At 50.3% G+C, this 24,636-nt stretch carries 25 protein-coding genes, 8 tRNA genes and 2 pseudogenes; 23 read left to right on the plus strand and 12 right to left on the minus strand.

What is annotated here, in order from left to right; translation table 11 throughout:
* Window positions 1–51 precede the first annotated feature (51 nt).
* The 8 genes from PRZ02_RS04205 to PRZ02_RS04240 all read left to right on the plus strand — a co-directional run bounded on the left by PRZ02_RS04205 (window position 52) and on the right by PRZ02_RS04240 (window position 6,900).
* Window positions 52–1,392: an MFS transporter gene (locus PRZ02_RS04205; protein WP_449464597.1), complete on the plus strand. Its 1,341-nt coding sequence runs from the start codon at window positions 52–54 to the stop codon at window positions 1,390–1,392.
* Between the two features lie 68 nt (window positions 1,393–1,460).
* Window positions 1,461–1,558 (plus strand) — tRNA-Asn (locus PRZ02_RS04210).
* A 247-nt stretch (window positions 1,559–1,805) separates the two neighbouring features.
* A tRNA-Tyr gene (locus PRZ02_RS04215) sits at window positions 1,806–1,930 on the plus strand.
* Between the two features lie 53 nt (window positions 1,931–1,983).
* Window positions 1,984–2,088: transfer RNA gene (locus PRZ02_RS04220), tRNA-Arg, on the plus strand.
* A gap of 183 nt (window positions 2,089–2,271) precedes the next feature.
* Window positions 2,272–2,346 (plus strand) — tRNA-Arg (locus PRZ02_RS04225).
* A 55-nt stretch (window positions 2,347–2,401) separates the two neighbouring features.
* A complete protein-coding gene (locus PRZ02_RS04230; RefSeq protein ID WP_449464598.1) occupies window positions 2,402–4,009 on the plus strand; it encodes a hypothetical protein in 1,608 nt (535 codons plus the stop codon).
* Entirely contained in the window at window positions 3,951–5,753 is a 1,803-nt protein-coding gene (locus PRZ02_RS04235) for an ATP-binding protein (protein ID WP_449464599.1), read from the plus strand. Before PRZ02_RS04230 ends, PRZ02_RS04235 begins: the two co-directional genes overlap by 59 nt.
* Window positions 5,754–5,808: 55 nt before the next feature.
* Window positions 5,809–6,900: a hypothetical protein gene (locus tag PRZ02_RS04240; protein ID WP_449464600.1), complete on the plus strand. Its 1,092-nt coding sequence runs from the start codon at window positions 5,809–5,811 to the stop codon at window positions 6,898–6,900.
* Between the two features lie 206 nt (window positions 6,901–7,106).
* Here the strand turns inward: PRZ02_RS04240 and PRZ02_RS04245 are convergent, their stop codons facing one another.
* The 5 genes from PRZ02_RS04245 to PRZ02_RS04265 all read right to left on the minus strand — a co-directional run bounded on the left by PRZ02_RS04245 (window position 7,107) and on the right by PRZ02_RS04265 (window position 8,417).
* Window positions 7,107–7,409 carry a winged helix DNA-binding protein gene (locus PRZ02_RS04245; RefSeq protein WP_449464601.1) on the minus strand — a complete coding sequence of 101 codons (303 nt, stop codon included), beginning with the start codon at window positions 7,407–7,409 and terminating at the stop codon, window positions 7,107–7,109.
* Window positions 7,410–7,468: 59 nt separating this feature from the next.
* Window positions 7,469–7,543 (minus strand) — tRNA-Asp (locus PRZ02_RS04250).
* 50 nt (window positions 7,544–7,593) lie between these two features.
* Window positions 7,594–7,923 (minus strand): transcription factor S, encoded by a 330-nt coding sequence (locus tag PRZ02_RS04255; protein WP_449464602.1) that lies wholly within the window; start codon window positions 7,921–7,923, stop codon window positions 7,594–7,596.
* A 61-nt stretch (window positions 7,924–7,984) separates the two neighbouring features.
* Window positions 7,985–8,275, minus strand: coding sequence for an RpoL/Rpb11 RNA polymerase subunit family protein (locus PRZ02_RS04260; RefSeq protein WP_449464603.1), 291 nt, complete (start codon window positions 8,273–8,275; stop codon window positions 7,985–7,987).
* Between the two features lie 45 nt (window positions 8,276–8,320).
* A tRNA-OTHER gene (locus PRZ02_RS04265) sits at window positions 8,321–8,417 on the minus strand.
* Window positions 8,418–8,515: 98 nt separating this feature from the next.
* Here PRZ02_RS04265 and PRZ02_RS04270 point away from each other — a divergent pair.
* Entirely contained in the window at window positions 8,516–9,760 is a 1,245-nt protein-coding gene (locus tag PRZ02_RS04270) for an Nre family DNA repair protein (RefSeq protein WP_449464604.1), read from the plus strand.
* Window positions 9,761–9,850: 90 nt separating this feature from the next.
* Here the strand turns inward: PRZ02_RS04270 and dph2 are convergent.
* Window positions 9,851–10,702: pseudogene (gene dph2 / locus PRZ02_RS04275) on the minus strand (diphthamide biosynthesis enzyme Dph2); the annotation flags it as partial.
* Window positions 10,703–10,748: 46 nt separating this feature from the next.
* Window positions 10,749–11,279 carry a 50S ribosomal protein L16 gene (locus PRZ02_RS04280; RefSeq protein ID WP_449461545.1) on the minus strand — a complete coding sequence of 177 codons (531 nt, stop codon included), beginning with the start codon at window positions 11,277–11,279 and terminating at the stop codon, window positions 10,749–10,751.
* Between the two features lie 141 nt (window positions 11,280–11,420).
* On the opposite strand from PRZ02_RS04280, the pseudogene PRZ02_RS04285 reads away from it, so the two are divergent.
* The 8 genes and pseudogenes from PRZ02_RS04285 to PRZ02_RS04320 form a co-directional block, all read left to right on the plus strand.
* A pseudogene (locus PRZ02_RS04285) lies at window positions 11,421–11,810 on the plus strand (translation initiation factor IF-5A); the annotation flags it as partial.
* An 80-nt stretch (window positions 11,811–11,890) separates the two neighbouring features.
* Window positions 11,891–13,207: a signal recognition particle receptor subunit alpha gene (locus PRZ02_RS04290; RefSeq protein ID WP_449464605.1), complete on the plus strand. Its 1,317-nt coding sequence runs from the start codon at window positions 11,891–11,893 to the stop codon at window positions 13,205–13,207.
* Window positions 13,208–13,210: 3 nt separating this feature from the next.
* Complete coding sequence (locus PRZ02_RS04295) at window positions 13,211–14,545, plus strand: tRNA pseudouridine(54/55) synthase Pus10 (RefSeq protein WP_449464606.1); 1,335 nt, start codon at window positions 13,211–13,213, stop codon at window positions 14,543–14,545.
* The gene (locus PRZ02_RS04300) at window positions 14,526–14,813 is read left to right on the plus strand and encodes a 50S ribosomal protein L21e (protein ID WP_449464607.1); all 288 of its coding nucleotides are present in this window, start codon (window positions 14,526–14,528) and stop codon (window positions 14,811–14,813) included. The genes PRZ02_RS04295 and PRZ02_RS04300 overlap by 20 nt, the downstream gene beginning before the upstream one ends.
* Before the next feature lie 9 nt (window positions 14,814–14,822).
* Window positions 14,823–15,167, plus strand: a complete 345-nt coding sequence (locus PRZ02_RS04305; RefSeq protein ID WP_449464608.1) for a hypothetical protein — start codon at window positions 14,823–14,825, stop codon at window positions 15,165–15,167.
* A 17-nt stretch (window positions 15,168–15,184) separates the two neighbouring features.
* Window positions 15,185–15,817: a DUF655 domain-containing protein gene (locus PRZ02_RS04310; RefSeq protein ID WP_449464609.1), complete on the plus strand. Its 633-nt coding sequence runs from the start codon at window positions 15,185–15,187 to the stop codon at window positions 15,815–15,817.
* Window positions 15,818–15,879: 62 nt separating this feature from the next.
* The gene (locus tag PRZ02_RS04315) at window positions 15,880–16,686 is read left to right on the plus strand and encodes an NAD(+)/NADH kinase (RefSeq protein ID WP_449464610.1); all 807 of its coding nucleotides are present in this window, start codon (window positions 15,880–15,882) and stop codon (window positions 16,684–16,686) included.
* Window positions 16,687–16,954: 268 nt separating this feature from the next.
* Window positions 16,955–17,046, plus strand: a tRNA-Ala gene (locus tag PRZ02_RS04320).
* Here the strand turns inward: PRZ02_RS04320 and PRZ02_RS04325 are convergent.
* A complete protein-coding gene (locus PRZ02_RS04325; RefSeq protein WP_449464611.1) occupies window positions 17,028–17,366 on the minus strand; it encodes a hypothetical protein in 339 nt (112 codons plus the stop codon). The genes PRZ02_RS04320 and PRZ02_RS04325 overlap by 19 nt on opposite strands.
* A 160-nt stretch (window positions 17,367–17,526) precedes the next feature.
* Here PRZ02_RS04325 and PRZ02_RS04330 point away from each other — a divergent pair, with 160 nt between their 5' ends.
* Both PRZ02_RS04330 and PRZ02_RS04335 read left to right on the plus strand, forming a co-directional pair.
* The gene (locus PRZ02_RS04330) at window positions 17,527–18,048 is read left to right on the plus strand and encodes a phosphoribosyltransferase (RefSeq protein WP_449464612.1); all 522 of its coding nucleotides are present in this window, start codon (window positions 17,527–17,529) and stop codon (window positions 18,046–18,048) included.
* A 14-nt stretch (window positions 18,049–18,062) separates the two neighbouring features.
* Complete coding sequence (locus tag PRZ02_RS04335; RefSeq protein ID WP_449464613.1) at window positions 18,063–18,317, plus strand: MoaD/ThiS family protein; 255 nt, start codon at window positions 18,063–18,065, stop codon at window positions 18,315–18,317.
* On the opposite strand, the gene PRZ02_RS04340 is transcribed toward PRZ02_RS04335, so the two are convergent.
* The gene (locus PRZ02_RS04340) at window positions 18,267–19,085 is read right to left on the minus strand and encodes a hypothetical protein (RefSeq protein WP_449464614.1); all 819 of its coding nucleotides are present in this window, start codon (window positions 19,083–19,085) and stop codon (window positions 18,267–18,269) included. The genes PRZ02_RS04335 and PRZ02_RS04340 overlap by 51 nt on opposite strands.
* A gap of 76 nt (window positions 19,086–19,161) precedes the next feature.
* On the minus strand, window positions 19,162–19,674 hold the full coding sequence (locus tag PRZ02_RS04345; protein WP_449464615.1) for a hypothetical protein: 513 nt from the start codon (window positions 19,672–19,674) through the stop codon (window positions 19,162–19,164).
* Window positions 19,675–19,723: 49 nt separating this feature from the next.
* Between PRZ02_RS04345 and PRZ02_RS04350 the strand changes: the two genes are divergently transcribed.
* The 3 genes from PRZ02_RS04350 to PRZ02_RS04360 all read left to right on the plus strand — a co-directional run bounded on the left by PRZ02_RS04350 (window position 19,724) and on the right by PRZ02_RS04360 (window position 20,816).
* The gene (locus PRZ02_RS04350; protein ID WP_449464616.1) at window positions 19,724–19,969 is read left to right on the plus strand and encodes a histone; all 246 of its coding nucleotides are present in this window, start codon (window positions 19,724–19,726) and stop codon (window positions 19,967–19,969) included.
* 21 nt (window positions 19,970–19,990) lie between these two features.
* The gene (locus PRZ02_RS04355; protein ID WP_449464617.1) at window positions 19,991–20,662 is read left to right on the plus strand and encodes a UbiX family flavin prenyltransferase; all 672 of its coding nucleotides are present in this window, start codon (window positions 19,991–19,993) and stop codon (window positions 20,660–20,662) included.
* An 81-nt stretch (window positions 20,663–20,743) separates the two neighbouring features.
* Window positions 20,744–20,816 (plus strand) — tRNA-Val (locus tag PRZ02_RS04360).
* Between the two features lie 98 nt (window positions 20,817–20,914).
* On the opposite strand, the gene PRZ02_RS04365 is transcribed toward PRZ02_RS04360, so the two are convergent.
* Complete coding sequence (locus tag PRZ02_RS04365; RefSeq protein ID WP_449464618.1) at window positions 20,915–22,189, minus strand: MBL fold metallo-hydrolase; 1,275 nt, start codon at window positions 22,187–22,189, stop codon at window positions 20,915–20,917.
* 204 nt (window positions 22,190–22,393) lie between these two features.
* Here PRZ02_RS04365 and PRZ02_RS04370 point away from each other — a divergent pair, with 204 nt between their 5' ends.
* Entirely contained in the window at window positions 22,394–23,125 is a 732-nt protein-coding gene (locus PRZ02_RS04370) for a proteasome assembly chaperone family protein (RefSeq protein WP_449464619.1), read from the plus strand.
* A 15-nt stretch (window positions 23,126–23,140) separates the two neighbouring features.
* Here PRZ02_RS04370 and tgtA read toward each other — a convergent pair whose 3' ends face one another.
* A complete protein-coding gene (gene tgtA, locus PRZ02_RS04375; RefSeq protein WP_449464620.1) occupies window positions 23,141–24,589 on the minus strand; it encodes a tRNA guanosine(15) transglycosylase TgtA in 1,449 nt (482 codons plus the stop codon).
* Between the last annotated feature and the right edge of the window lie 47 nt (window positions 24,590–24,636).

Genomic DNA, 24,636 nt, shown 5'->3' on the forward strand with positions numbered 1-24,636 from the left:
CGTCTAAATAGACTTATATCTGTGATGCCATTTTACACAAGGTTGAAATAAATGACCAGAGCGCTTTCTCCCGAAAAAGGCGCTGGTGGCATGAAAAATTCTGCTAAGGTTAGCACCGGAACTGCGCCCCAGGGTTCGGTAAACTCAGGGCAAAAAATCCCATGGAGTGCGCTAATAGCTCTAGGCATGGGGATGTTGGTTTACGGGGTTGCGGAGAGCTTCGGCCCGGTGGCGGCCATCACCGGGATAATCCCACCGAGGCTTGCCTTCTTGGGTTACAGCCTTCCCTATATAGCGGGGGGAGTAGGAGCCTTCTTCGCGGGATATATGGCCGACTACATGGGAAGAAAGACATCGTTTTTAACAACAATCGCAATGCTGCTTGCAGGGCTCGTGCTGTACATCGCTCTAAGTGGGTCAACAATAGCACTTTTGATCTCATTCATATTGGTAGGGATGTCAGCCATAGGTCTTGAAAGCCCGATATTAGCGATGATGTCTGAGCAGGCATCAGCTAAAACCAGGGGGACTCTTCTTGTCATAACTCAAAACTTCGGTAATTTGGGTGTTGCGATAGTATTCATTCCCGTGCTTCTGGGATTCAGCGCTTTTCAGCAAACCATTGCGATATCCCTTATGTTCATAGGCCCTCTTATCGCCCTAGTGGTAACCTGGTTCCTCGTAGAGGAAAGCACACCTTGGAGCGCAGTAAAGCATAAGGTTGACATGAATGTCGAACAAGCTTGGCATCAAAAGGACGGTTCTGCTGAACCCGTGAAGCCTCGGGGTGGACTATCTCTGAGGTTTCTTGTCCTGATTCTCATAGGCATAGCTCAGGACGTAGCATTTGTATACGCCACCTATGGTGTGTCTTACTCCTACTTCTCATCATCAGCTGCCAGCCTAGTCCCGTTAATAGGCGGCTTTACGATGGTCGTGGTAGGTGTTCTAGCCGCCCTTTGGGTGGTCCCTTACATAGATAGGAGGACGTTTGCGACTCTGTCCTATGGTCTTCTTTTGCTCTTATGGCTTGTCTTGTGGGCCTTTGTCTCAATAACTAGGAGCAATGGTGGTTTTATGCTGCTAGCCATAATGACGTTGATATTTGTGCCCGTTGAAATCACGTGGGGGGCTAGGGCCGTGCTTGAGCCTGAGTTGTTTGGCACAGAGAGGAGGGGTCTGTACGTCTCACTTGTAAGAACAGTCGTTTGGATCGCTACGGGAATAATAACCGGCATCCTCACCTCAGGAATAATTTCGTTCAGCTTCAGCTCGGCGATGGCAATTACAACCATTGTTTTTGCCATAGGCCTTGCGGCTGCGCTAATTTGGCAGGTCAAAGGGTTTGAAACCAAGGACAAAAGCCTGTATGGGCTTGACACCGCTAAATGACCTTCCATAAATCTAAGTCTTGTTTTTTACCTAGAAAAAACTTAATAGCGATAGCTGAGATTTCACTTGCCGGTGTAGCTCAGCTACAGGTAGAGGCAAAAAAGCCGCCTAAAGCGATCGGCTGTTAACCGATTGGTCGAAGGTTCGAGTCCTTCCACCGGCGCCATTTTCATCAGCACGTAAACGGAGCCTGTCTCGGTTAGCTCAAAAATTGTCTTTGCGCCTATTACGGTTTGAGGCGATGGAACAGGTGTCGCCCTCCAGCTCGTTGATTTACTACCGATTACAAAAGAGATAGGCTGGTATTCTGCGTTTTTGCGAATTTCGATCCTCACCTAAGCGCGAAGCCCCAACTCAGAACTGTTCCAGTTGATTGCGAAGGGTTTAAAAACGAATTTCTCTAAAATATTCGTCGGGCTGTAGCTCAGTGGTAGAGCTGGCGGCTGTAGAGATCGCGGGCGCAAGGGCGCATCAGCGCATCAGTGAACGCCCGTCCGCCGTCACCGCTAGGTCGTGGGTTCGAATCCCACCGGCCCGACTAACCTTGTGTCTTGGTTCCATAACGCTTTATTTCCACCTATAATTCTGCATGGGCCTGTGGCCTAACCTGGATAGGGCGGCAGAATCCGGCCGAACCCCCTAAACAGGATTGGTGAGGAAAGCTGTAGATTGTGGGTTCAAATCCCACCAGGCCCGCTTCACCGTGTTTTCCGGCGCTTTTACACCGTATCGAAAAAGTGTTATTCTCTTATAGAATAGAAACTTAAAATTTGGGAATATTGGTGATGCATAGCTTAACCCGAAAAAGCTCGACATCAGATTAATCTCAACTGCGAGGTTGGCGGCGAAAGGCAAAAAAGCGCTTCGATTCTAAAAGATGGACCCGTAGCCCAGCCAGGATAGGGCGGCGGCCCTCTAAGCCGCAGATCCGGAGTTCAAATCTCCGCGGGTCCGCGTGGTCACTTTCATGATACTCATCAATGTTTAAAAGCCGATTTAAGTATTTGATGTGCCAACCGACGAGATAGTTAAACGGGTATTTTCGTCAACAGACTTTCTCTTAAAAAAACGCGAGCAACGGTTGCAGGAGCTGTCAGCGTACGTTGAAAAGCTTCGCTTTGCCTTCATTAAGCGCGAGGTGGTCGACGCTAAGCCGCTTAGCTACATGGCCATAGACGGCACGGAGAGCGTTGACAGTCGGTATGACCTTCTTGTGTTCTATGCTGGGGCCTTCGGATATGCTGGCACGTTGGAAAGAGATGCTTCGGGGGGGCTGGTCATGTCGGAGGAGACGTCCGTAGACCTTCCTACTGAGATCTCCATGGCAATACCCATGCATGAGGGAGACGTGGCTGATGTTACCAGAAAGGTTGATGGGTCGCCTGCCGATGTCCCGCCGCTCCTCATGGAACTGAGCGAGCTCGCCCTCGCTCGTGCAGCTGTAAAAACCGGTGACGTGGGAATCCTCCTCTTGGATAGGTCGCTTTCTATGGAATATTCACACCTTTCAACCGACGTGGAGAACTTTCTAAGAGGACATCAATCGCTTTTCTTTGACGATGCCACGGTAGAGATCGCCCTTAACGCTATCCCTTCTCGCGGGGCCACGGAAACGCTTGGACCTCAACTCGCGTGGCAGGTAATGAACGAGTTCGGCAGACGCGGTGGCTCTTGGTCCGAGATTTCCTCGGCCTTAGGTCTCAGCAAGCCAGACCTCGCGCGCGAAGCGCTGTCATGGCTTGAAAGCGCTTCAGCCAGGGGTATTGCGGAAAAAATTGACTCGGACAGGTTTTTCGTGGGATTTGAGAACAGGCTAGAAATGGGCCTTGATAAGGCATTGGGCAAAGTCCTGTTTAGCCCAGAAGGCCATCCGCTCTGGAAAGATGGAAAATGGATTGAAGAGGGTGACATAAAGTTATTATCACTTCTCGTGCTGCGCTCTCTCCTTAAGCTTGCGCTCGAAAAGAACACCCTGCTGATAGGCATCACTAAGGAATCTTCCTCTTCTGACTTCATCGAGGGCGCATTTAAGGTGCTTGCCCTTAAAAAGGGCATCTCCGAGTACTCGCCTAACATGGGAACAGATTTGGCCTATCTGTCAACGGTTTCTGACATGCTGGGAGTGCACGCTCCTTGGAGATCGCTTGAGTTTGATGCGCACTTTCATGGGGAGAGCGTTCCCGCCAGGGTTTTCGCGAGGGGATATGTGAAGCTGTCCTCTTCATCACTTAGCAGGGTTTTCGGATATGATAGGCCGTTTTACTCGATTCCGCCTTGCGATGACTGGGTTGAGGGCAACGGCGACTGGGGAGGAGATGGTTATTCCGATCTCGTGCTGACTTACCTTGAGCCCATGGCGAAGGAGGCGATACCTGAAGCCCTTGGATACAATTACCCACTCTTCCTGGCAGATAAAAAAGCCAAGACCATGCAGGCTGAAGCCAGAAGGGCTTACCTTTCGGCAATAGACCTAGAGCTAAGCAGGGCTGGTCTGCCGCCCGGTGCGGGAAAGTACAGGGACATGAGAAAATACTACGAACAGATGAGGAGGAGGTCCGTTGTTCGACGACATAGGAGGGAAGTTCAACTGCAGGCTCAGAGAACAGGTCTCAGTTAATAGGAGCACTGCGGATGGACGTGGCATAATCACGTTTAAGCTCGTAAAGCTGGAGGCAGAATACGACCCCGAAGTCGCCAAAAGACTGACCGTTGGTCGCCTTCTTGCTCTTCAAAACGTGAAGACCAAGGATGGTTATTACTCGGTTTACGAGTTGGCTGACAGGAACCTCATGCACTACTCCATGCTCACGCTTGATCTCTCGCAGCCTGCCGCCGTCAGGAGAGAGTTCATGGATTTAATAGAGAAAGATTGGGAGGGCGGGAGCAAGAGCACTTGGATAGAGATAGTGGCCGCGCCAACGGGATACCTGATGAAACTTGAAGATGAGCCCAAGTACGTCAAGGGTGAGGAACCCTTACTCGTGGGATCAGCCGCGCAGCTGCTTGACGACGAGGCCCTTCGCTCGTTTTTCTGTTACAGCGGTAGCGACAGCGCTCTTGGAGACCTCATGATAGAGGGGCAGAAACCGATACCGCTTACGGTCAATATGGAAAACCTTGTCCATTACCATGCTGGGGTGTTCGGATATACGGGAGCCGGAAAGTCAAATCTCATGGCCATGATGATAAGGAAGGCGTTGGAGACCATGCCTGACCTGAAGGTCGTCATAGTTGACGTGTCATCTGAGTATGCCATGTCCCTCCTTGACGTCCTTTACGAAGACGGGCGCGTGATCATAGCTAACCGCTTGAGGGGAAGCGATCCAAAGGAGCAGAGCTTTGACTTCATGCACAGGCACGTCATGCCAGCTTCCCTGACTTCCCTAAACGACCTCGTAAGGCAAGCGGTGTACCGGCTCATCGTAGATGAAAGGGTCAAGGAAATCGAGCTGCCAAATCCCGACGTTGAAAGCGCCATGCGCATGACCACTTATGGAGGCCTATTGGAAGTCCTTGGGGATATGAGCAATGACAAGTACACTCCCGCACAGCAGAAGGTAGTGCTGCCAGTTCTGATAAACATGATAAGGGCGAGGGCCGAGGAGAGGAAGGTCGAACTTGGGTTTGACGGCGAAGCAGAGGACATAGAGATATATGGTGATAAGAAGCTCGCGAACGAGTTTGAGGCAGAGCTTGACAAGGCCCAGATTAGGGAGAGCAGCGCGCTAAGGGCCATGGCTGCGTCTCTGAAAAGCGTGATTGATGTGATTAGGACAAAAAGGGCAGGATATACTTTGGAAAGGAGCCTAACGGAGATAACTTCGCCTGGTTCGCCGAGGCTCTTTGTCTTTGATATAGCTGACACGCGCAGGGCTAGATGGCTTTCCAGCTATCTCGTCGACAGCTTGATGAAGAAGAGGCGCAGCGAGTACAATGACAACCCAAAGATACTCTTGGTCTTCGATGAGGCACAGGAGTTCATACCTTATGAGACCAAGAGGGAGGATTACACAGATATGTCGACACAGGCCGTAGAGACCCTGCTTAGGCATGGAAGGAAGTACTACCTGAGCGGTTGGATAGCCGCCCAAAGGATAGCCCGCCTGAACACTAACGTGCTGCAGCAGCTCCACAGCTACTTCGTAGGGACGATGCCAAGGCCATACGATAGACAGGTCATATCGGACACTTTCGCCATAGACGACGTATTTCTCGACCGCACCTTGAACTTCAACAACGGAGACTGGTTCATGGCCAGCTTCAAAGCTACAAACACTCAAAACGTGCCCGTGTTCTTCCATGCTCAGAATAACGAGGAAATACTGGTCAGACGGATAGAGGACATAGCGAAAAGCATGTGAGTTCTCATCATTGTTAGGGAAAGCGTTAAATCCGAATAATTTTGTGATAGCACATATGTCGGTTACCTTTGACGAGTACATAAGGCGCATACTTAGGGCAATCGAGGACATAGGATTCTTCAACAAGGATTTGCTGGCTGAGAAACTGGGCATGAGCAAGGAACAGCTCGAGCTTGCTTTAAGGGAGTATTTCTTTGGAAAGAGCTTCGCCATCAGGGCTTATCCAAATTACGCAAGGCTGGGACTTAGGTACTCCGTGGCGTTTCTTGACTTCTCCTTTAAGTGGATAGACAAGGCGCCTGGTTTTTTGGACGCGATGGCAAGGGATGGCTTTCTGGTCACTTGGCTTAAGCCCTTTGGAGGCTACACCTACGTTACTCATCACGCCGTTCCGTCATCCTTAATTGGCAATTACAGGAGGTTTTTCGACCACCTTACCGACCTTGGACTGTTGACTGGATACAAACTCTACGAGATTGATTCCGAGCCTGAGGCTTTCGCTTACGATCCTGTGGTCTTTGACTACAGGAGAGGGGAGTGGAAAGAACGCGCGGAATCCCCGAGAGTTGAGCGCAAGCTTAGAGAAAGCGCGCAGGAGGCCTTTCCTCAGTTAGACGAAACCGACCTGCTGATAATAGATCAGTTGGAAAGAACTTCTCTGCAGAGCTTAGATGCCATGGCCAAAGCGCTGGGACTAACATTAGATAACGTGAGGTCTCATCTAGAGGAGCACGTCGTTAAAGGTGGCTTGATAAAGAAATACATCATAGATATATTCACAACACAGATGCTGAGCCCTGAAACGGCCGTGCTCGCGGGTTTCTGCGAGGGAATGAGCGGCGAGGGATACGGCAAGCTTTTGGATTACGTGCTAAATCATCCTTACCTTGGATACGTAAATCCAGGGGCAAGTGCCTTGGAGTTCTATTTGGAGATGCCATGGCGCGTTGTACCCATGTTTAGCACACTTTTGGATAAGAAGATTATAGAAGTTAAACCCGCTCAATACGCGTTTGGCATCTCGGTGCTGAGTCAAATCCACACGTTTACGATACCGTACGAGCACTTCAGGGAAGGAAAATGGTTCTTTGATGAGGCTGATGCGTTTAGCACTTTTCAAAGGTACTTGGAAAACCCGCTATTCTAAAATCAGAATAAAAAAATCAGAATGGTAATCCGCCGCCTATCGGATTGCCGTTAGGAGAGACCTTGACAGCTAGAGCCAGCGCTATGGAGACTGCGAGTAGGGCCAACCTCATCTTCATATAGGAACTCATTTTGCTCGTATAAATAAATCAACGGTATATAAACTTTGCTCGACGTTATGTGAAATTAAAAACAAAAAAATAGCAATCAGTTGGTAGGCGCGGTCGTCTTCTCCCCTACAATCGTTTTATAGCCAAGTTCCGTTATACCTACGGCCGGTCCTTTTCTCAGCTTCCACACGAGCCCCTTCCTTTCGAGCTTCCTCAAAGCCATATTGAGGTTTTTCCTGTCGACGTTTAGCTCCATCGACAGGCTATCTAAGGAGAGAGGTGCGCCCTTCTCTACCAGCTTCTGAAGTATTAGGGAGGTATCCACGGGCTTCCTTTTGTTATAAAGGGATAAAATCTCATCCTCATCGAGCCATTGCCCCTTCACATAGATCTTGGACAATCTATATAGAATGGCGCAATGAAATATAAATGTTGTTCAGAACCCACACCTAGAAAAAGCGCCGCGGCCGGGATTTGAACTCGGGTCTGGGGCGTGACAGGCCCCCATGCTAGACCGGGCTACACCACCGCGGCACCCAAAAAAATGGTTTTGGAGCATATTAACCTTTCGGGTTGATTTTGTTTCAGCTATATTCCCTCCAAACGTATCCGCAAACGGTGCATTTGTAGAAGCGCGTCATGGGTTCATCCCCTGCCCTGGTCTGCTCCATCCAATAGTAAGCCTCCACCTCCTTTCCGCACTTCGGGCACACGATTTTTATCTTTGGTAGGTTCTTTTGCTCGTTTAAGTTGATCTCCACCATTTTATCCTTGTGTTTTATGGAGACCTTCTCTTTAGTCTGCGCGGCCTCCTTTATCTCCTCCGTGTAGCCACAGGAGGGGCAATACCACATGGTCTTTCCATTTACCTTCTTTATCTGCATAAGAGTTCCGTCCTTAGGGCAAAACTTCATTTTACGTGCTCACCTTTAGAACCTATCAAAAGGAAAGATTCCTCTCATAAATTAAGCTTATCTAATTTTGATCTATCTTCTTCGCATCTTCCATGAGCTTCGAAAGGACCTCGCTCAGTGCTTCGACCGCCTTCCTCACGGCCTCGACAGGTTTTTCCTCCCCATCGGTTGAAACCCTTATCGTTGGCACGCCGAGCAAAGGGTGAGCGACTCTATAGGCCGCAAACGTGACGTGCGAATCCTCTCTGAGCTTGTCTACTAGCATATTTGCGATGGTCTGGTCGCTGTCCTCGAGGCCAAATTCAAGGTTTTGATCATCACTCCTCTTGATCTTAACGTTAAATTGTGGCATAAAAAATCAGTTAAATGGCTTATAACCTTTTTGCGTTTTTCAGCATGCGGGAGGTGGGGTTCGAACCCACGTAGCTATCCGCAGCGGATCTTAAGTCTGGGCCAAAAATGCCCGCCCCCTTTGTCCCCTCGGGCACTCCCGCATGCAATATTGCGTTGTAAGCTTTTATGTTCTGCGGTTGCTGAATGCGTTAACCGTTCCTTTTATAAACTCCCTTACGAGATTAAATCGGCAAGACTTATGGCAGAGCTGGTATTTACGCCCTACAAGGCGTCTCCTCAATGCCTGTTGTGCAGGGGGACAAAGATGCTTTGCGGGCGCTCATATTGCCCCATACTGGCCAGAAGTTCTGCCTTGACTAAATCCGTTGAGGCCGTGAAGGGGTTAAGCTTTGATGGTCTTACTCCTCCGAGTCTCTTCATCGGTAGATATGGCTACCCAAGGGTTTATGCTGGTCCCCTCCTTCTTCCCTCTCGCCAAGACGCCGCGGTTTACGACTCACCAGACCTATGGCACGATATAACCGTCTTCGACCTCATAGCAATGCGCTCCTCTTTAATAAGGGGAAAGTATCCGGTTTCAGCGAAACAGCCTGAGGGCAGGATGGTGGACTATATCCAGGAGCTGGCTTTAGCCCCCTCCCCAGCAGAGGTCGAGGCCGTATTTGAAAAAGAGCCAAGAGGAATGATAGCGCTTGACGAAGACGTTCAGCCTATGGGGCCTAGTGCAGAACTCAAGGACCTTAAGGTTTACGGGGTTAAGGGAGATAGGACAGCAGAAGCGGTGACCTCCGATACGGACCTAGACGCCACGCATGGTATGTTGGAGCTTTACTCAAGAGGATTGAACGTTTACAGAATACAGAAGATATTGAGCGCAGGCCTTCTTGGGGTTAAGAAGGACAGGAAGCTTGTGCCAACTAGGTGGGCAATAACGGCAGTTGATGATACAACCTCGAAGGCTTTACTTGAGCGGGCTAAGGAGTTTCCAGAGGTCTCTGATTACAACCTTTACGTAAGCGAAAGCATGGACAACACTTACATGGTGCTTCTCATGCCGGGCAAGTGGGAGTACGAGTTAGTAGAGGCCTGGTACCCGGGTAGCACGTGGAATGCGTTCGGTACATCCACGGAAATTTACTCATCATATGAGGGTTATCAAGGAAGAAAGACCTACGCTGAGATAGGAGGCTGTTACTACGCGGGAAGGCTTGCGGTGGTTGAGGCGCTTACGAGGCTTCGCAGGCAGGCCAGGGTCGTGATATTGAGGGAGGCAAGGGAGGGTTACATCCTACCCGTGGGCGTTTGGCATGTGAGAGAAAACGTGAGAAGGGCCCTTTCAAGCCAGCCCATGAAGTTTTCAACACTTAGAGAGGCACTTGAAGCGATAGGGGAGAGGGGAACCGTGAGCCTGAACGACTGGATCTCGCACAGTAGAATACTTTTCGACTCGCTTCACAGAAAAACCCTGCTCGACTACACCTGAACTCTGCTTAGATTTCACTGTTAAGTCATTTCCGTTAAGCCACCCTCTTAAACCCAAGGGCCTTCCGAAGAGCACGCTGAACACAGATACCACGGGCTTGCTGAAGGAATCGGCATCATCGTAAGGGAGTCTCGGGCAGGCTGCTAAGATCAATACATCATAGGGGAGCGCAGAAAGCTGAGCGGGATCGAGGTTTGAAGCCGATATGATGTCCACGTGCTTTCCAGAACGCCTCAGCTCAGCGGCTGCCTGCTCGGCCTCCCACAAGAACCTTTGCCCAGGTTCCGTTCCCACGATCACTCCCACTTTTGCGGCATCCTCTAGCTTAGTCCAGGCGTAGCTTTCACCGATCACCCAGGATCTGAGCGCCGTGGGATCAAGTTTTTTCCATGACAGCGAGTACGGATCCAGTTGAAGTAGTTCTCTGTTAAGCGCAAAAACTGCACCTAAGGCATGAAAGTCGCCTGCCGTAACGATCAGAAACTGATCTGCCTTTCCCGCTAGCGACGTGAGCGCGAAGTAATCGCAACCAAGGATCTGTGCGGGCGCTTTGGTCCTCTTGCCATTTTCAACCATGACGTTGAAGCCTTTTTCGCTGAGGTGTTCCGATATGGGTTTAAGAGCCCTAAGGTACTGCACGCTCGCTGCCACTGCAATGTTCCTTCCGCCTTTTGCCAGCAGGATATCGAGTTCCGCAAAAGACGGCGAGGGATCAAAGTCATAATAGGCCGGCACGTAAAGCGCGGGAAATCTTCTGGCTACCATTTGTAGGTGACCAAAATGAATCACGTGATCTACTCCGAGCGATCCCGCTTCTTCATCGCCTACCTCGCAAGCGCCGTGAAACGGTTTAGATGACATAAAAACCGTATAGGAGCTAAGCGCAGGCAGAACTTCTGCGACGATTTTTTGCTTGAGCCCCTCTGGGGCTTCTATTAGCACCCTTTTTGCTCCCTCATCCCTTAACCAGCTCAAAACCCTATCTAGTTCAAAATCGTAATCGTTCAACGACCTTTTCTGCCTTTTCCTGCTGTACCGTCGTGCTAAGGGGCAGCTTCTTCCCGGCAAGGCGCAAGGCCTTCTTAACGGTCTCGGCCGCGCTCTGGTTTGCCCTTACCAGAAGGACATAATCACCCGAGTTGACTCTAACTGCCAAGCCGGCGGGCTTTCCAAATGAAAGCCTCATTCCATCCTGCAGCCTGTCTGCTCCGGCGAACGCCATCATCTTGTTTTCCCTTATTACGTGATGAGGATACTTAGTTATCCTGAGGTCGAAGCCCTGTTCGGTGAGGGCATCGGCGAGGATCTTATGCGCGGCATTTCTGGCTGCTTCCAATGCATTGTGCCTTATTTGCCCTCCCTCCTTAACCACAAGCTTGAAAACAGTGTCGAAGTCGCCGTTGGGATTGCCCATTGTGAACTTGGTTATTTTCGGAGCTGGTACCCCCTTTATATACTCCTTTCTCGTGTAGGGTGGCGTGATGAAAGCTCTATAGCATTTAGCAGGCCTAATTCCCAATTCTAATCAAGTAAGTCCTTATACAAGATATAGGGTTATCGCTTACGCCGTTTCGCTTAACCTCCTTCACGCAAAACCGACAAACGATAAAATATGCTACGCTCAAAATAGATTTATAAGCGATTACGTAAATCTCACGAAATGAGCAAGCCAGTGGAATTAGGCACTCTAAAAGAGGGAAATTACATAATATTAGACGATGAACCTTGTAGGATAGTTGAGGTCGAGCACAGCAAGCCAGGAAAACATGGAGGCGCGAAGGCCAGAGTCGTCGGCATAGGCCTCTTCACACAAAACAAGCGTACCTTGGTGGCGCCGGTTGATGCCTCAGTACAGGTGCCCATAGTTGAAAGGCGCAGTGCGCAGATAATCTCGAAGGCTGGAAATACCTTCCAACTTATGGATCTTGAAGATTTTCATACCTTTGACGTGAGCGAGGGTATAGAACCAGACCTTGCCGCTAGGCTCCAGCCTGGCGTAGAAGTTGAGTATTGGCTTATAATGGGAAGGCCAAAGATCATAAGGACGAAGCGAATGAAAGCCCCTATGATCGAAAAGCTGGCTGACTTTTATGAAGAGCCTTATGAGTGGAGAGGGGTGAAGCGCCGATGTTGGACTCCCTTAAAGGTTCCCTGCAAGCGGCGCTTGACAAGCTTAGAGGGGCGGCTGCAGTTAACGATAAGCTGGTTGACGAGACCGTCAAGCAAATAGAGAAGGCTCTTCTTCTTGCTGACGTCTCCCTTCCTCTTGTCGCCTCCTTATCATCCCAGATAAGGGAAAAGGCCAAAACCGAGGAAGCCCCACCAGGATACACAAAAAAGGACGTGGTTCTGAAGCTGATTTACGACGAGCTCGTGAGCCTCTTAGGAGGGGGTTCCCCTCGTGCCCCGAAGCCCGACAAGAACCAAGAACATAAGATAATGTTGATTGGGATAGAAGGAAGCGGTAAGACCACAACCGCAGGTAAGCTTGCCCTTTACTATAAGAAGGCGGGCTACTCTGTTGGCTTGATCTCGCTTGACAACTACAGGCTTGGTGCCGCAGAACAGCTCAGGCAGATAGCCGAAAGGGTCGGCGTGCCCTTTTACGCCGATCCCTCATCATCAATAAAGAAGGCCTTTGAAGAGGGTCTAAAGCAGCTGAGGGAACGCGGCGCGAGGTTGATCATAATAGATACCGCGGGCAGACACAAGGACGAAGAAGGCCTCATGCAGGAGATGGGAGAGCTGAACGGCTTCATCCACCCTGATCACGTAATGCTGGTTATTGACGCGAACTTGGGGCAAAGCGCATCATCACAAGCGGCGGCCTTCTCTTCTAAGGTCAAGGTCGGGTCGGTCATCATAACGAAGCTTGACGGTTCCGGAAAGGGAGGAGGAGCGCTATCCGCGGTCGCCTACTTGAAGGTGCCGGTTTCATTTATAGGTGTCGGCGAGGGTTTAGACGACATCGAAGAATTTGAAGCATCGAGCTTCGTGAGTAGGCTGCTTGGTATGGGAGATCTAAGATCCCTTGTAATGGCCATGCAGACGGCCGAGAAAGAACAAGAGGAGTCCTTAGAGCGCATGGCGAGTGGTCGTATGACCCTTGATGACATGCTCAGCCAGATAAAGGCCTTTAGAAAGATGGGACCCCTAAGCAGCGTTTTGGAAAAGCTTCCCCTTGGGGGAGGGCTGAAGATCGACCAGTTGACCGAGGAACAGGGGGAGGAGCGCATGAAAAAATGGGAGGTAATAATCCAATCTATGAATAAGAAGGAAAGGAGCGACCCCTCAATTTTGGATTCGTCGCGCATAAGGAGGATAGCTAAGGGCTCGGGCACGCGCCCTGAGGACGTCAAGGACATGATTAGGCAGTACGAGCTTTTGAAGAAGACCATGAAAAACGTGAGGAGAAACAAGCGCCTTGCTAACCTTTTGGGTGGTTAAGTGATGGAGATACTGGACAAATCGTTGCAGCTCTTGAAAGAGCACCCTCTTTGTGACCACTGCCTTGGCCGCATGTTTGCGAGATATGGCAGAGGCCTAAAGAACGAGGAGAGGGGAGCCGCGATAAAGGCCGTGCTGACAATGGAAGCGCACAAGGACATATCCAGCGGAGGAGAGGAGACGCTTAGGGTCCTGTGGACTAACGGCGCTTACGGGCCAGCCTTAAAGGCCCTGGTGTTTGAGGGTCGGGAGGTAAGCGAACAGCCGAAGAGCTGCGATGTCTGCGGTGGCGTGCTGGATAAGCTGGCCGATGCCGTCAAGGATGCCCTATCGCAGCTGTCGGAAATCCAGTGGAACACTTTCCTGGTGGCAACAGTTGGGGCTGAGTCCATAATGAAAAAAGAAGAGGCGCTAGCCGTGAATAACGGCCTCGAGGGATACGAGTCGATAAAATGGGAGATTAATAGGGAAGTCGGGAAGGCCATATCCGCAGCTACAGGAAAGGAAGTTGAGCTCAAGAGTCCAGATGTGATAGTGGAGGTTCATCCGCTTTCCATGACGGTCTCGCTGAACATCTCTCCGGTCTACGTTTACGGGCGGTACTTGAAGCTGGAAAGGGGAATACCTCAGTCAAAATGGCTTTGCAGTTACTGTCATGGAAAGGGGTGTCCTCACTGCAACTTCACCGGTAAGAAGTACCCGACGTCGGTTGAGGAAGAAATAGCGGCCGTGCTTGTACCTCTGGCAAAGGCGGAGGGCGAAAAGATACATGCCGCCGGTAGGGAAGACGTGGATGCGAGGATGCTGGGTAGTGGAAGACCTTTCGTTATGGAACTTCTCAGCCCAAAGATAAGGCAGCTTGACCTGAGCTCAGCGGAAGAGGCCATAAAGGAGCACTCAGGGGGTAAGGTGGAAGTCAGGGAATTAAAGCTCGTGGGAAAGGAAGCGGTGAGCTTGGTTAAGGGAGAGGAAAAGAGCAAGAAAACTTACGAAGGAGTGATCGAGAGCGCTGAGGACATAACCGATGACGATATATCAATTCTGAACTCGGCCTTTAACGGAGTCGAAATAATCCAGCGCACGCCCACTAGGGTGAGCAGGAGAAGGGCTGACCTCGTTAGAAGGAAGACCATTTACGAGCTCAAAGTAGAAAGAGTTGACTCAAAAACGCTTAAGTTTTTAGTGAAAGCCGAAGGAGGTACGTACATAAAGGAGTTAATAAGCGGTGACGGCGGTAGGACTTTACCGAGCTTGTCGAGTAAAATAGGAAAATCGCTTAAATGTAAGTTATTAGATGTTATGGAGGTAGAGGGCCCATTTGAAAGCCAAGGGATATAGGAGAAAAGGTAGAAGCGCACTGGGAAAGGATGGAGAGAAGGCCGGCTTTCCTCCCCTTAGAAGGTGGCTTGCCACTTATAATGAGGGACAGAAAGTCATCATCGACATATGGCCTGGAGTTTACGAGGGAATGCCCCACACTAGGTACCAGGGAAAAGTGGGGCAGGTAATCGAGAAGAAGGGTAGGTGCTACGTGGTTGCCATTCCTCTTGGTAAGAGGAGCGCTAAGCTTACCGTTTCACCAGTGCACATAAGGCCGGCCGCGTAGGTGGTTCTTTTGAAGATACTGGAGAAGAAGGAAATAACGATATCTGAGGCCAGCCAGTACTATGGTAGGATAGCCGTAACCACAAACTACGAAGACGCCATAGTACAGGAGTACCTCACTAAGTTCTCAAAGCTTACGGCCGAAAAATCAAGAGAGCTGGTTAATGAGCTGGTTAGCAAGGGGGTCAGCGTTCCGACGGCGGTGTCAATAGCTAATTCGCTGCCCAGTACAAGGGATGAGTTGCTCCCGTTTTTAGCGCATGAGCAAGCGATAAGCCCGCTGGAAAAGCTTGGAGAGCTCTTTTCCGTGGTGGAGAAGTACTTGCCCCCCAAGCAAGCCTCGGTAAACGGGTGAGTTAGGGGGAAGAGCGATTGAGCGAAAGAGATAGGGGAAGAAGGGGGCACATAAGGATAAACGAAGAGTACGCCATAGTGTTGGATTACTTGCCATATGGCAACCCCTACTCTAATCGCCAATCGCCCACACCCATAATACAAGCCATGGGCGAATTTTACTTCACCTTGTTCGAGGCGACCCCTGGACCGGCATTGGGGCAAGTCAAACCGGGCGAGAGGATATACGTTGGACCGGACGTGAGTTATAATTACATAAGGGTAGACGGTATAATATCCTACGACGACCTCACCCCCGCGGCAAAGAAAACGCTTGACGAGGTCCTTGATAATTTGATCAAGCAGAGGGAAAAAGACTTCGTCAACTTCCTCAACAATTCCTCGCCCATAACCACTAGGCTTCATCAACTTGAGCTTATCCCGGGGATAGGGAAGAAGATTATGTGGAAGGCGCTGGATGAGCGCAAGATGGCCCCCTTTCAGTCCTTCGAGGACTTTGAGAAGAGGGTTGGTGTGAAGAACGTGGCGCAGGCCATAAAGAAAAGGATAATCGAGGAAATGCAGGGCAAAGATAACTTCAGGTTGTTTGTCCGCTATTACAGAAGGCCCGTCACACGCCGACTTTCAGCGTGGCAAGCTTCTAGTAGTTGAAGCGCTACGCCTGCGCCTTGACGTCAGTCAGAAAGCGTTTTTAAGTTCAACGTATTTTGGGTATGGAGAAATACACCAGATGGAGCAAGGGCGTGGAGATCTTATACTTATCTCATAGGCCTGGAAGCAAGGCAGCACAGGAAGCTGAAAACAAAGTTGCTTCGCTCGCTGAAAGTATGGGCATAGAGGTAGTTAGGCTTTCTGAAATAGAGAAACTAGAGGCTAGCAGAAAGCCCTCTATTATAATATCGCTGGGAGGAGACGGGACGCTTTTGCGGGCAAGGGCTAAGGTAGGGAATGCATCAGTGCCCTTTCTTTCAGTGAACTACGGTGGTTTGGGGGCACTCTCTGAATTGGAGCCCGAGGAGCTTGATGGGTGGTTGCCAAAGGTCTTGAAGGGAGATTTTATGGTTGAAGAAAGAGCGCTTTTGGAAAGCGAGAACAGGACCGCGCTCAACGAGGTCCTCGTAAAGTCGTCTGAAATAGGCAAGAGCGCCCTCATAACGCTAAGGGTAGGAGGGCACTACCTGTTCAAGGCTAGGGGAGACGGGATAATCGTGGCAACTCCAACGGGTTCCTCGGCTTACGCGTTTTCGGCAGGTGGTCCATTGGTCGATCCCTCTTTGGTTGCCATGGTCGTGGTACCAGTGGCTCCCTTTTTCTGGGGTATCCGCCCGTTTGTGATAGGGGATTCCGATGTGAGCATAATTGCCCATGAGAACATAGCCCTAGTCATCGACGGCGAAAGGATTGCATGCGGGGCACGTGAGGTATCCGTTAGGTTATCAAGGGAAAGGGCAAAGTTCATACGCGTGAAGCCGTTTTCATTCTCCGGTCTTTACAGGAAGCTCGAATCAAGGCTTGTGTAAGGTCGTTTAATGGGATGCCCGTTTCGGATTGCGGCCGTTACCAAAGCGGCAGACGACTGGCATTAAACTTTAAATGATATAGAGGTCCTCAAAGAAACGCGACAAATTTATAAGCTATGCGAAAAACAGATATGTTGCCCAATAGGGCTTTGCCTGTGGAACGCAGGCGAGATGCCCGCGGACGGTAAGGCGAGCGCAGCCGTTGCGGTTGCGAGCCCTGCCGAAGGAAGCGGGAAGCTGCGCCCGTAAGGGCGGAGCAGTTCACTGTGGGCTGGTAGCTCAGCCTGGAAGACCGCATAGCGGCCAGAGAGCGCTCGGTTCGCATCCGAGAGGTCGCGGGTTCAAACCCCGCCCAGTCCACTTAGTTCTAGAGCCAGCTTAAGAAAAAGGGTCGCAACTCCTTGGCTTTCTTGAAAGTGATCGCGAAACTCCTCGCTGCAACCGATAGGAAGGGACAGGGTCGAGCTGCCGTGAATCTCTTTTTTGGGCCATGAAGGATAGGGAGGCGGCCCAACGAGCAATATGTACGACGCGTCACCAAAAGTGGATAGAGCAGTCACGGCAGCCCAGTCTCTTGACCTCTTGGCGTCCGCGTTCGATACAAGCTTACCTCTAAAGGAAACAGATACCAGCATATCGTCTATAAGAAACACGTAAACGAAGCGTTTCTCCGACTTCATTTTTAACGATGCTTGCAGGGGCGCTTTTACCCATTGTCATGGGCATCCCATCGAGAGGGCCCCGATTTAGGGATAAGGCCGTAAAATTGTGGGCTCAAACCTGAGAGGTTGGCAAAAGTGGTCGTTGCGAAAAAGTTATATGTCAAGTGGCAAAGAAAATATGGAGACCGTTTACAAGGAGAGTAGACCACAGCTTCAAGAGATAAGCTGGGAAGATGTCATGATATTATCATCCAAAGTGGCAAAGGCAATTCTCTCCGGGTCTTACAGGGTTGATGCCGTTATAGGCATATCCAGAGGGGGTATAATTCCCGCGCGCATAATCTCGGACATGCTTTTGGTGAGGGATTTCTACGTTTATGGGATAAAGTATTACAGCGGTATAAACGAAAGGGATGAGATAAAGGTAGTTCAAAAACCCGAGGGGAACTTTAAGAACAAGAACGTGCTAATAGTTGACGACATAATAGATAGCGGAAAGACCATGGCTTTCGTAAAGAAGGAGCTTGAGGACGAAGCGGCAAGCGTAAAGCTAGCGGCTCTTCTCAAGAAGCCGTGGAGCGAAATTGAACCCGATTTTTGCGCCGGTATAACAGATAAATGGGTGGTGTTTCCGTGGGAGATCACGGAAACAAAGGCCGAGCTCGAAAGCAAGGTCGCCGGCGCCGAAAATAAGGCATGAGGTAGGGTTAGGCCTTGAAGGTAGTTCTGATAGTCACGGGGCCACTTAAGAAATCGCACCCAGGGCCAAGCTTGTTTGATGCTAAGGAGGGGTGCACGCTTATCCAATTCCTATCGGAGACCGCCAAAGACCTGCTGGACGGGTCATCGCTTAGGGGAGATTTGCTTTTTCTTATAAACGGTATAGACGCCGAGGTAAGGGGAGGGGCAGCTGCTGAACTAAAGGACGGTGACTCGATAACAGTAGTGCCCATAGCGCACGGTGGTTGATCGTTTGAAGTACAGCACTTCTTCTTCAAAGATCTTTTTTCCTATTTTGGATTGGGGCCTTAATAACCTCATGGTCCTCTTAAAAATTAGCTCCCGGATATCGCACTCGGCTCCTAATGGAAAGTTGAGGTTCATGGGCCGCCCAGGCACCACATGTCTTGTGGACTTCGGAGGATATAGGTTATGCATCATGGCATTGGATATGATCTCGGGTTTCGACGGATATGGAAGGTATATCGTGGGAATCCCTTTTTTGGGAAAGGCATCCCTGAGCACTATTCCTCCGGTCTCTTCTATCCGTTGGCTTATATCCCGTGCCTTTCTGAGAAGCTCCATGGTTTCTCCTGGATCGCTCGCGTAGAACTCCCCGCGATAAAACAGAGTGAGCCGTCCTGGCCGAGGGTGACCACTTACCTTCCACTCCTTTGTTAACTCATCTGGAACTGGTGTCGTTCCAAGTATGTTCAGGACCCATCCCTTAACGTGTATCCTGTAATCGGCGTAGTCAACACAAGCTGCTGGAAGCTTCTCGATTTTGAGTTCTTTCGCAACGGCATACCTATGAGTGCCATCCAATATAACGCCTGTCCTTCTGTCCACTATTATCGGGTCTTTGATCCTGTTGCTTCTGGTGACGTACTTTCTGGTTGCCTCCAGAACTCTTTTATCTGCCTCTTCATGAGGCATTATCTCATTTACGTCAACACAGCATAAGACTATATCCGGTAAACCATCAAACTTGATCGCAAATGGCGAGTAAAGTTTCAACAAAAAGATCGCCACGTCCCAGAATACCGGTCAGCGAAGGCGCATCTCTTCATCGATCCGAGCAGGTCAGCTGACATCATCCCGGTTTCTCCTGGGAGCTTTTTTGGTCGGTTTCGCTTTTTACCCCTTCAGCCGCTGGGGAAGGTTCCTTCTGTGCGGGTTGTGCACCGGCTTCCTGAGTTGCCGCTGGCTGAGCCGAGGCCTGCTGAGCTCCCTTTTCAGCCTTAGTTACCCCCGCCTTTTTGCTTTTGCGCTCCCTCCTGGGCTTCTTCTCACCCTCCTGCTGCGGGGCTTCTGCGGCAGCTGGCTTCGCTCCCTCTTTTTCCTCTTGCTCGGCCACTTGCTCGGCCACCAATATCTCGGCGCTTTCCTCAACAGTTGCACCCTGCTCGGCCGGGCCTCCCTCAGCCCGCTTAGCTATCCTGGTTATGTAACCTGCCACCTTATTTCTCATGCTTTTTGAGGGAAATATCAACAACTCATCCAAGCTTTTCTTGTTTTTCTCGAAGTCTGAGCTGAAGCGGTCTGGATACTGCGAGACTATCAGACTTGCTATCCTCTTCGCTTTATGAGTGTTTAACTCGCTCAATTACATGATAAAGGGGATTGGCCTAAAAAGGATTTTCAATTAAGATATTATGGGAGAGCTTCCTAAAACCGTTATAGAAAGGATGTTGAAACAAAAGAGTGGGCTCAGGATATCCTCCGAGGCCGTGGAGGAGGTTTCCCGTTTGGTCGAAGGCTTTATAGATCGGGTGGGAGAAGAAGGCGCGGTCCTCGCAAAACATGCAGGCAGGAGCACGCTTATGGCGAGCGACGTGCGGCTTGCGGCAAGAAGGGCCAGCGAGGAAATAAGTCGGTCGGTGGCCCAGCGAAAAGGTTAACTCGCAAGCCAGGTGAAACCCATGAAGCGGGTGATCGTAGCGGGCACCGGCGCCAGTGGCATGCCGTACTTGATATCTGTTCTGAACTACTTGAGCGCGCTGCCCGAAGTGGAAACACACCTCATAATGACCGAGTCCGCGCGTGAAGTGATAAAGAGGGAAACAGATCTCGCGGAAAGCTTCTTTGCGTCAAAGGCTTCAAGATATTATGATGAAAGGGAGATATATGCACCCATCGCGAGCGGTTCATTTAAGACTGACGGCATGCTGGTAATACCCTGCAGCACAAAGACGTTGTCTTCCGTGGCTAATGGTTACTCCGAAAACCTGGTTTCGCGGGCGGCTGAGGTAACGTTGAAGGAACACAGGAAGCTGGTCCTCGTGGTGAGGGAAACCCCACTCTCGCTGATGGATATCGAAAACATGAGGAAGGTAGCGCTGGCCGGTGGCGTGGTGATGCCGGCGTCTCCTGGATTCTACTCCAAACCTAAGACCATAGATGATCTCGTCAACTTCGTGGCTGGAAGGGCGTTGTCACTCCTCGGGATAGAGAACGACCTTTACAAGGAGTGGAATGGGCGAGCTTCTCGTCGGGCCCCGCCCTCAGATAATGGCGGTCTCTCGGAAAAGGCCAAGTTAGTCCGTACTGATTCTCAGTTGGTTTTGGCAAGAACCATGAGACATCACACTTAAATATTTTCGTCTGGCAGATCTTGCCTTGAACGGCGTCAGCGCGTCCCGCGAGCGCGTTGGATGCGCTCGTTCAAAGCGCCTGGGCCCGTGGTCTAGTGGTTGGGACGCCACTCTCACACAGTGGAGGTCCTGGGTTCGATCCCCAGCGGGCCCATCAAAAATCACCTGATTAAAAAACGCTTGCTCTGGAGACTTCTTCGCGGCCTCTTCGAGAAATGGGAAAATTGGTTGCGATTTTGCCCTTTTCAGCATTCACACGGTAAACGAGTCGCCGTTGTTGGCGGCCACGGCGTCTATGCCCATTCCCCTAAGCGTGTCCTGAAAAGCTTTGGTTGTCTCCGGTTCTCCATGTATCAATATGACCTTGGCCCCTCCCTTTAATTGCTTTACGAAGTCTAGCAGTTCTTTTCTTCCCGAATGAGCGGAGAAGTCGTAGAAGTACGTCATGTCACTGGCATCTATGAGCTTGCCCTCCACGGCGATCTTTCCCGTGTCGAGAAGCACCCTACCAGGCGTGCCGGGTATCTGGAAGCTTACGAGGAATATCCCGTTCTTGTGGTCTTTGATTATGTGCTCCAAGTAGAACATCACCGCGCCACCCCTGAGCATTCCTGCTGGGCTGACTATCACTCCAGGCTTCTGTATGGCCCTTTGCCTTTCCCTGTTCCCCTTAACGAGCCTAACGCTCTTCATTACCTTTGTAAATTCATCGTAGTTTTTGATGTACTTCGGAAATCCTTTCATGATCTTCGCGGCTTCTCTTGCCATTCCGTCTAGATAAATGGGGCCATCGTAGTTTTGCGCCCTAAGGACCGATACGATCTCCTGCGAGCGCCCCACCGCGAAAGCCGGTACAAGCGCAATGCCACCTCCCTCTACGATCTCCTTCACCTTTGAGGCGAAATCTCTTTCAAGTTGGCTCCTTTCAGGGTGATCCGTTGACGCGTAAGTGCTTTCCATTATCAATACGTCAACGTCTGAGAGGTCTACCTTTGCGCCTGTCAACAGCCTTGTATCGGTAGTGTTAAAATCTCCTGTGAAGAGGATTGTCGAGTTCTTTGTCCTGACCTTTGCCATGAGGGAACCGGGTATATGACCCGCATTTATTCCCTCGAGTTCTATGCCCTTTACGTGAACTTTTTGATTGAAGGTTATGGGATGGACGTGGTCAAGCATTTCCCTGAGCTCTAGGTCCTCATAGGGAACGTAATATCTTGATATGTTTAGCATGTCCTCTATGAGCAGCGTTGTTATTTTCGCGGTAAGCGTCGTAGTGTAAATTGGTGGTCCTCCCCTCAGGTAGAGAAGAGGGAGGCCGCCTGAGTGATCGAGATGCGCGTGAGACAAGAACACCGCGTTGATCGAGGAAGGAGTTACCCTTTCGGGAAACTCGGGCTTCCGATCGGTCATCAAAACACCGTAGTCCAATAGCACGGTAGCGCCATCGTTAGAAACGCTGATCGCTTCCCTTCCTATCTGCAAGCCTGCACCGTGGATTCTGATCACGGTCTCGCTCTTACTAGACATTTACAAAATAAATAATATACCTACAAATAAGTTATTACTCCGTCAAGAGCTGAGCGAATCCCTAGCTGATCCTTGACGCGTGAGGGAAGACCGGGCTTAGCACAGCGCGTATTTTGAGCGGTATCCCGTGCATAAGGGGTTCAGCGTTCGCTGCTCTGAACAGTTGAGCTTATAAAGCAAAAAGATATGACTATAGTGAATTAAATGTTTATAAAGTTTCATTTAAAAGAGGACCCGTCAGTCCTTAAGGATAAGATATTCATCACGGGCTTCCAAGGCATAGGATTTGCTGGATACATAGCCGTATCTCACATGGTCAAGCAACTAAACGCGAGACCCGTTGGATATATACTATCGGACCTGCTACCACCTTTGGTCTCCATGGATGATGGGAAGCTCACCCTTCCCTACACTTTTTACGTGGCGGACGATATGGTAATGCTCGTGCCTGAGGTCGTCCCAGATCAAAGGGAGCGCGGGATCTTGCTGCGTAGGGTTAGCTCGTGGGTAAAGAGCAAGGGAGTGAGAGAAGCCATTCTGTTCGGTGGTCTTATGAACGAGTTTAAGAAAAACGAGGGCGAGCTCGCGAGGGTAGCCTATACATCTAGTTACGACGTGAGCTCGAAGGGAGACTCGCTTCCGCCCACTATAGAGAAGGGGTTGCTGGTAGTTGGCCCAATCGCTACGCTCATGGCTTTCTTTGAAGCCTACGAAGTACCAGCCTTATCTATCTTATCATACGTTGATCCCAACAGGCCGGATCCAATGGGGGCGGCCAACGCCATTAAGGTCTTCTCGAAGGTCTACGGGAAGAGCATTGACGTTGCTGAGCTCGAGAAAGACGCCAGGAGGATTGAGCAGGAGATAAGCGAGGCTGAAAAGAAGAAGCTAATACAGGAGAGCGGAAGCGCGGGACAGGGAACACTTTACGTGTGAATCTCTATTTGAAGCTTATGCCTCCACCGATTCAAAGCTAACTGATAGTCCTAATTCCTTTAGCGCCTTGGCGAGCTCAGCATCTCCTATAACCCTTACGTCCTTTTCCTTTAGAAGCGCCAGCAGTCTTTCTTTTAAAAAGGTGATTTCTTCGTCGTGGTTTGGCTGATTATACTTAGCGAAGTAAACCGGATACACTTTAAGCAGCGACTTTTTGGTTACGACAAATGGAAATCCTGCGATATAGGCGCCTGATGGCGCCTTGTTTGCAAAGTACCTAGTGGTTATCGTTACCTCGCTTTCGGAGTCCAGCAGCCTCTTTATCGACTCCAAATGCCATAGTAACTCGGGCCTTTGAGCGGAGTCGGAGTCTATAACGGAGAACCCTCTGGCACCGGGGTTTCTAACTTGGGTGTGGTAAAGGAATCCCCTAGAGTACAGCCCAAAGTTCTTAAAGACCTCCCAAAGCTCAGGAGAAGCCCTAGCCCTGCTCTCAACGAGGTCCCAGAGCTTACCCTGACTTATTGCGTTTCTTATGGTCTTTATCTCAGCCAAGGAAACGTAGAGATTATGTTTCGCCAAAAGTCTTTCCCTTTCTTTCTTATCCATCGTCAGCAGCTCGCTGGGCTTGTAAGTGGTGCAAACTGGACAAGAGCATGGGAACTCCTTTAGGTTCTCGAGCTTCTCTGAACCCATTACCGTCATGTATCTTCCCTCTTTGGCAAATAGAGCGTAAGCTGCCGAGTCGAAGGTGTCTGCTCCCAGCGCAACGGCAAACGAAAATATGGACGGGTGGCCAGCTCCAAACAAGTGCAGGGGTTTGTGCGGAGGAAGCATCATCCTCACCGAGTAAAGCACTTCAAAAAGCTTCGAGTACATGTGCCCTTCCATCAAAGGAGTAGGAGATCCTAGCGCGTAAAGGGGATAATCCATGGCGGCCGCTGCTTCAACCATTTCCGTTAGAAGCGACCTATAGGTGCCGCCCTGTATAGGGGCAGTCCAAATTATCTCGTTGTTTGATATCAGATTCAGTGCCTCCTGTTCACTTTTTATCGTATTTTCAACGGTTCTTCTGGCCTCTCCCTCGCTTACCATACCCGTTGGCGTGTCTAGGACAACGCCTATATCGGTATTTATTCTCTCTTGAAAGCGTATTATCTCCTCGTTTGTCGTGTCGACGCTCTTGTAAACCAAGAGCTGGTAAGCGCCGGAGTCGGTCATTATAGGCCCGTTGACGTCCAGAATCGAGTGGATATCGCGGCTCTCGCCTTTTCTCATCCAGAGGTAGGCGTTGGTTATGACTAGGTCAAAACCCATGTCCTTGATTTCTTTAGCTGAAAGCGGCCCACCTGAAACCGATATGACTGGAGCTAGCGTAGGAGTTTCGAAGGAACCCGATTTCGTGCGCATTTCGCCGAGGCGCCCGAGGAGATCCTTCGTTTTGACCTTGAAGGCGTTATTCATCTTTATCACTTAAGGCTCCATCTACTAAGGTGGGAGACAGCAAACAA

Origin of the sequence: Tardisphaera saccharovorans (genome assembly GCF_046635845.1) — an archaeon.
GTDB lineage: Archaea > Thermoproteota > Thermoprotei_A > Marsarchaeales > UBA168 > UBA168.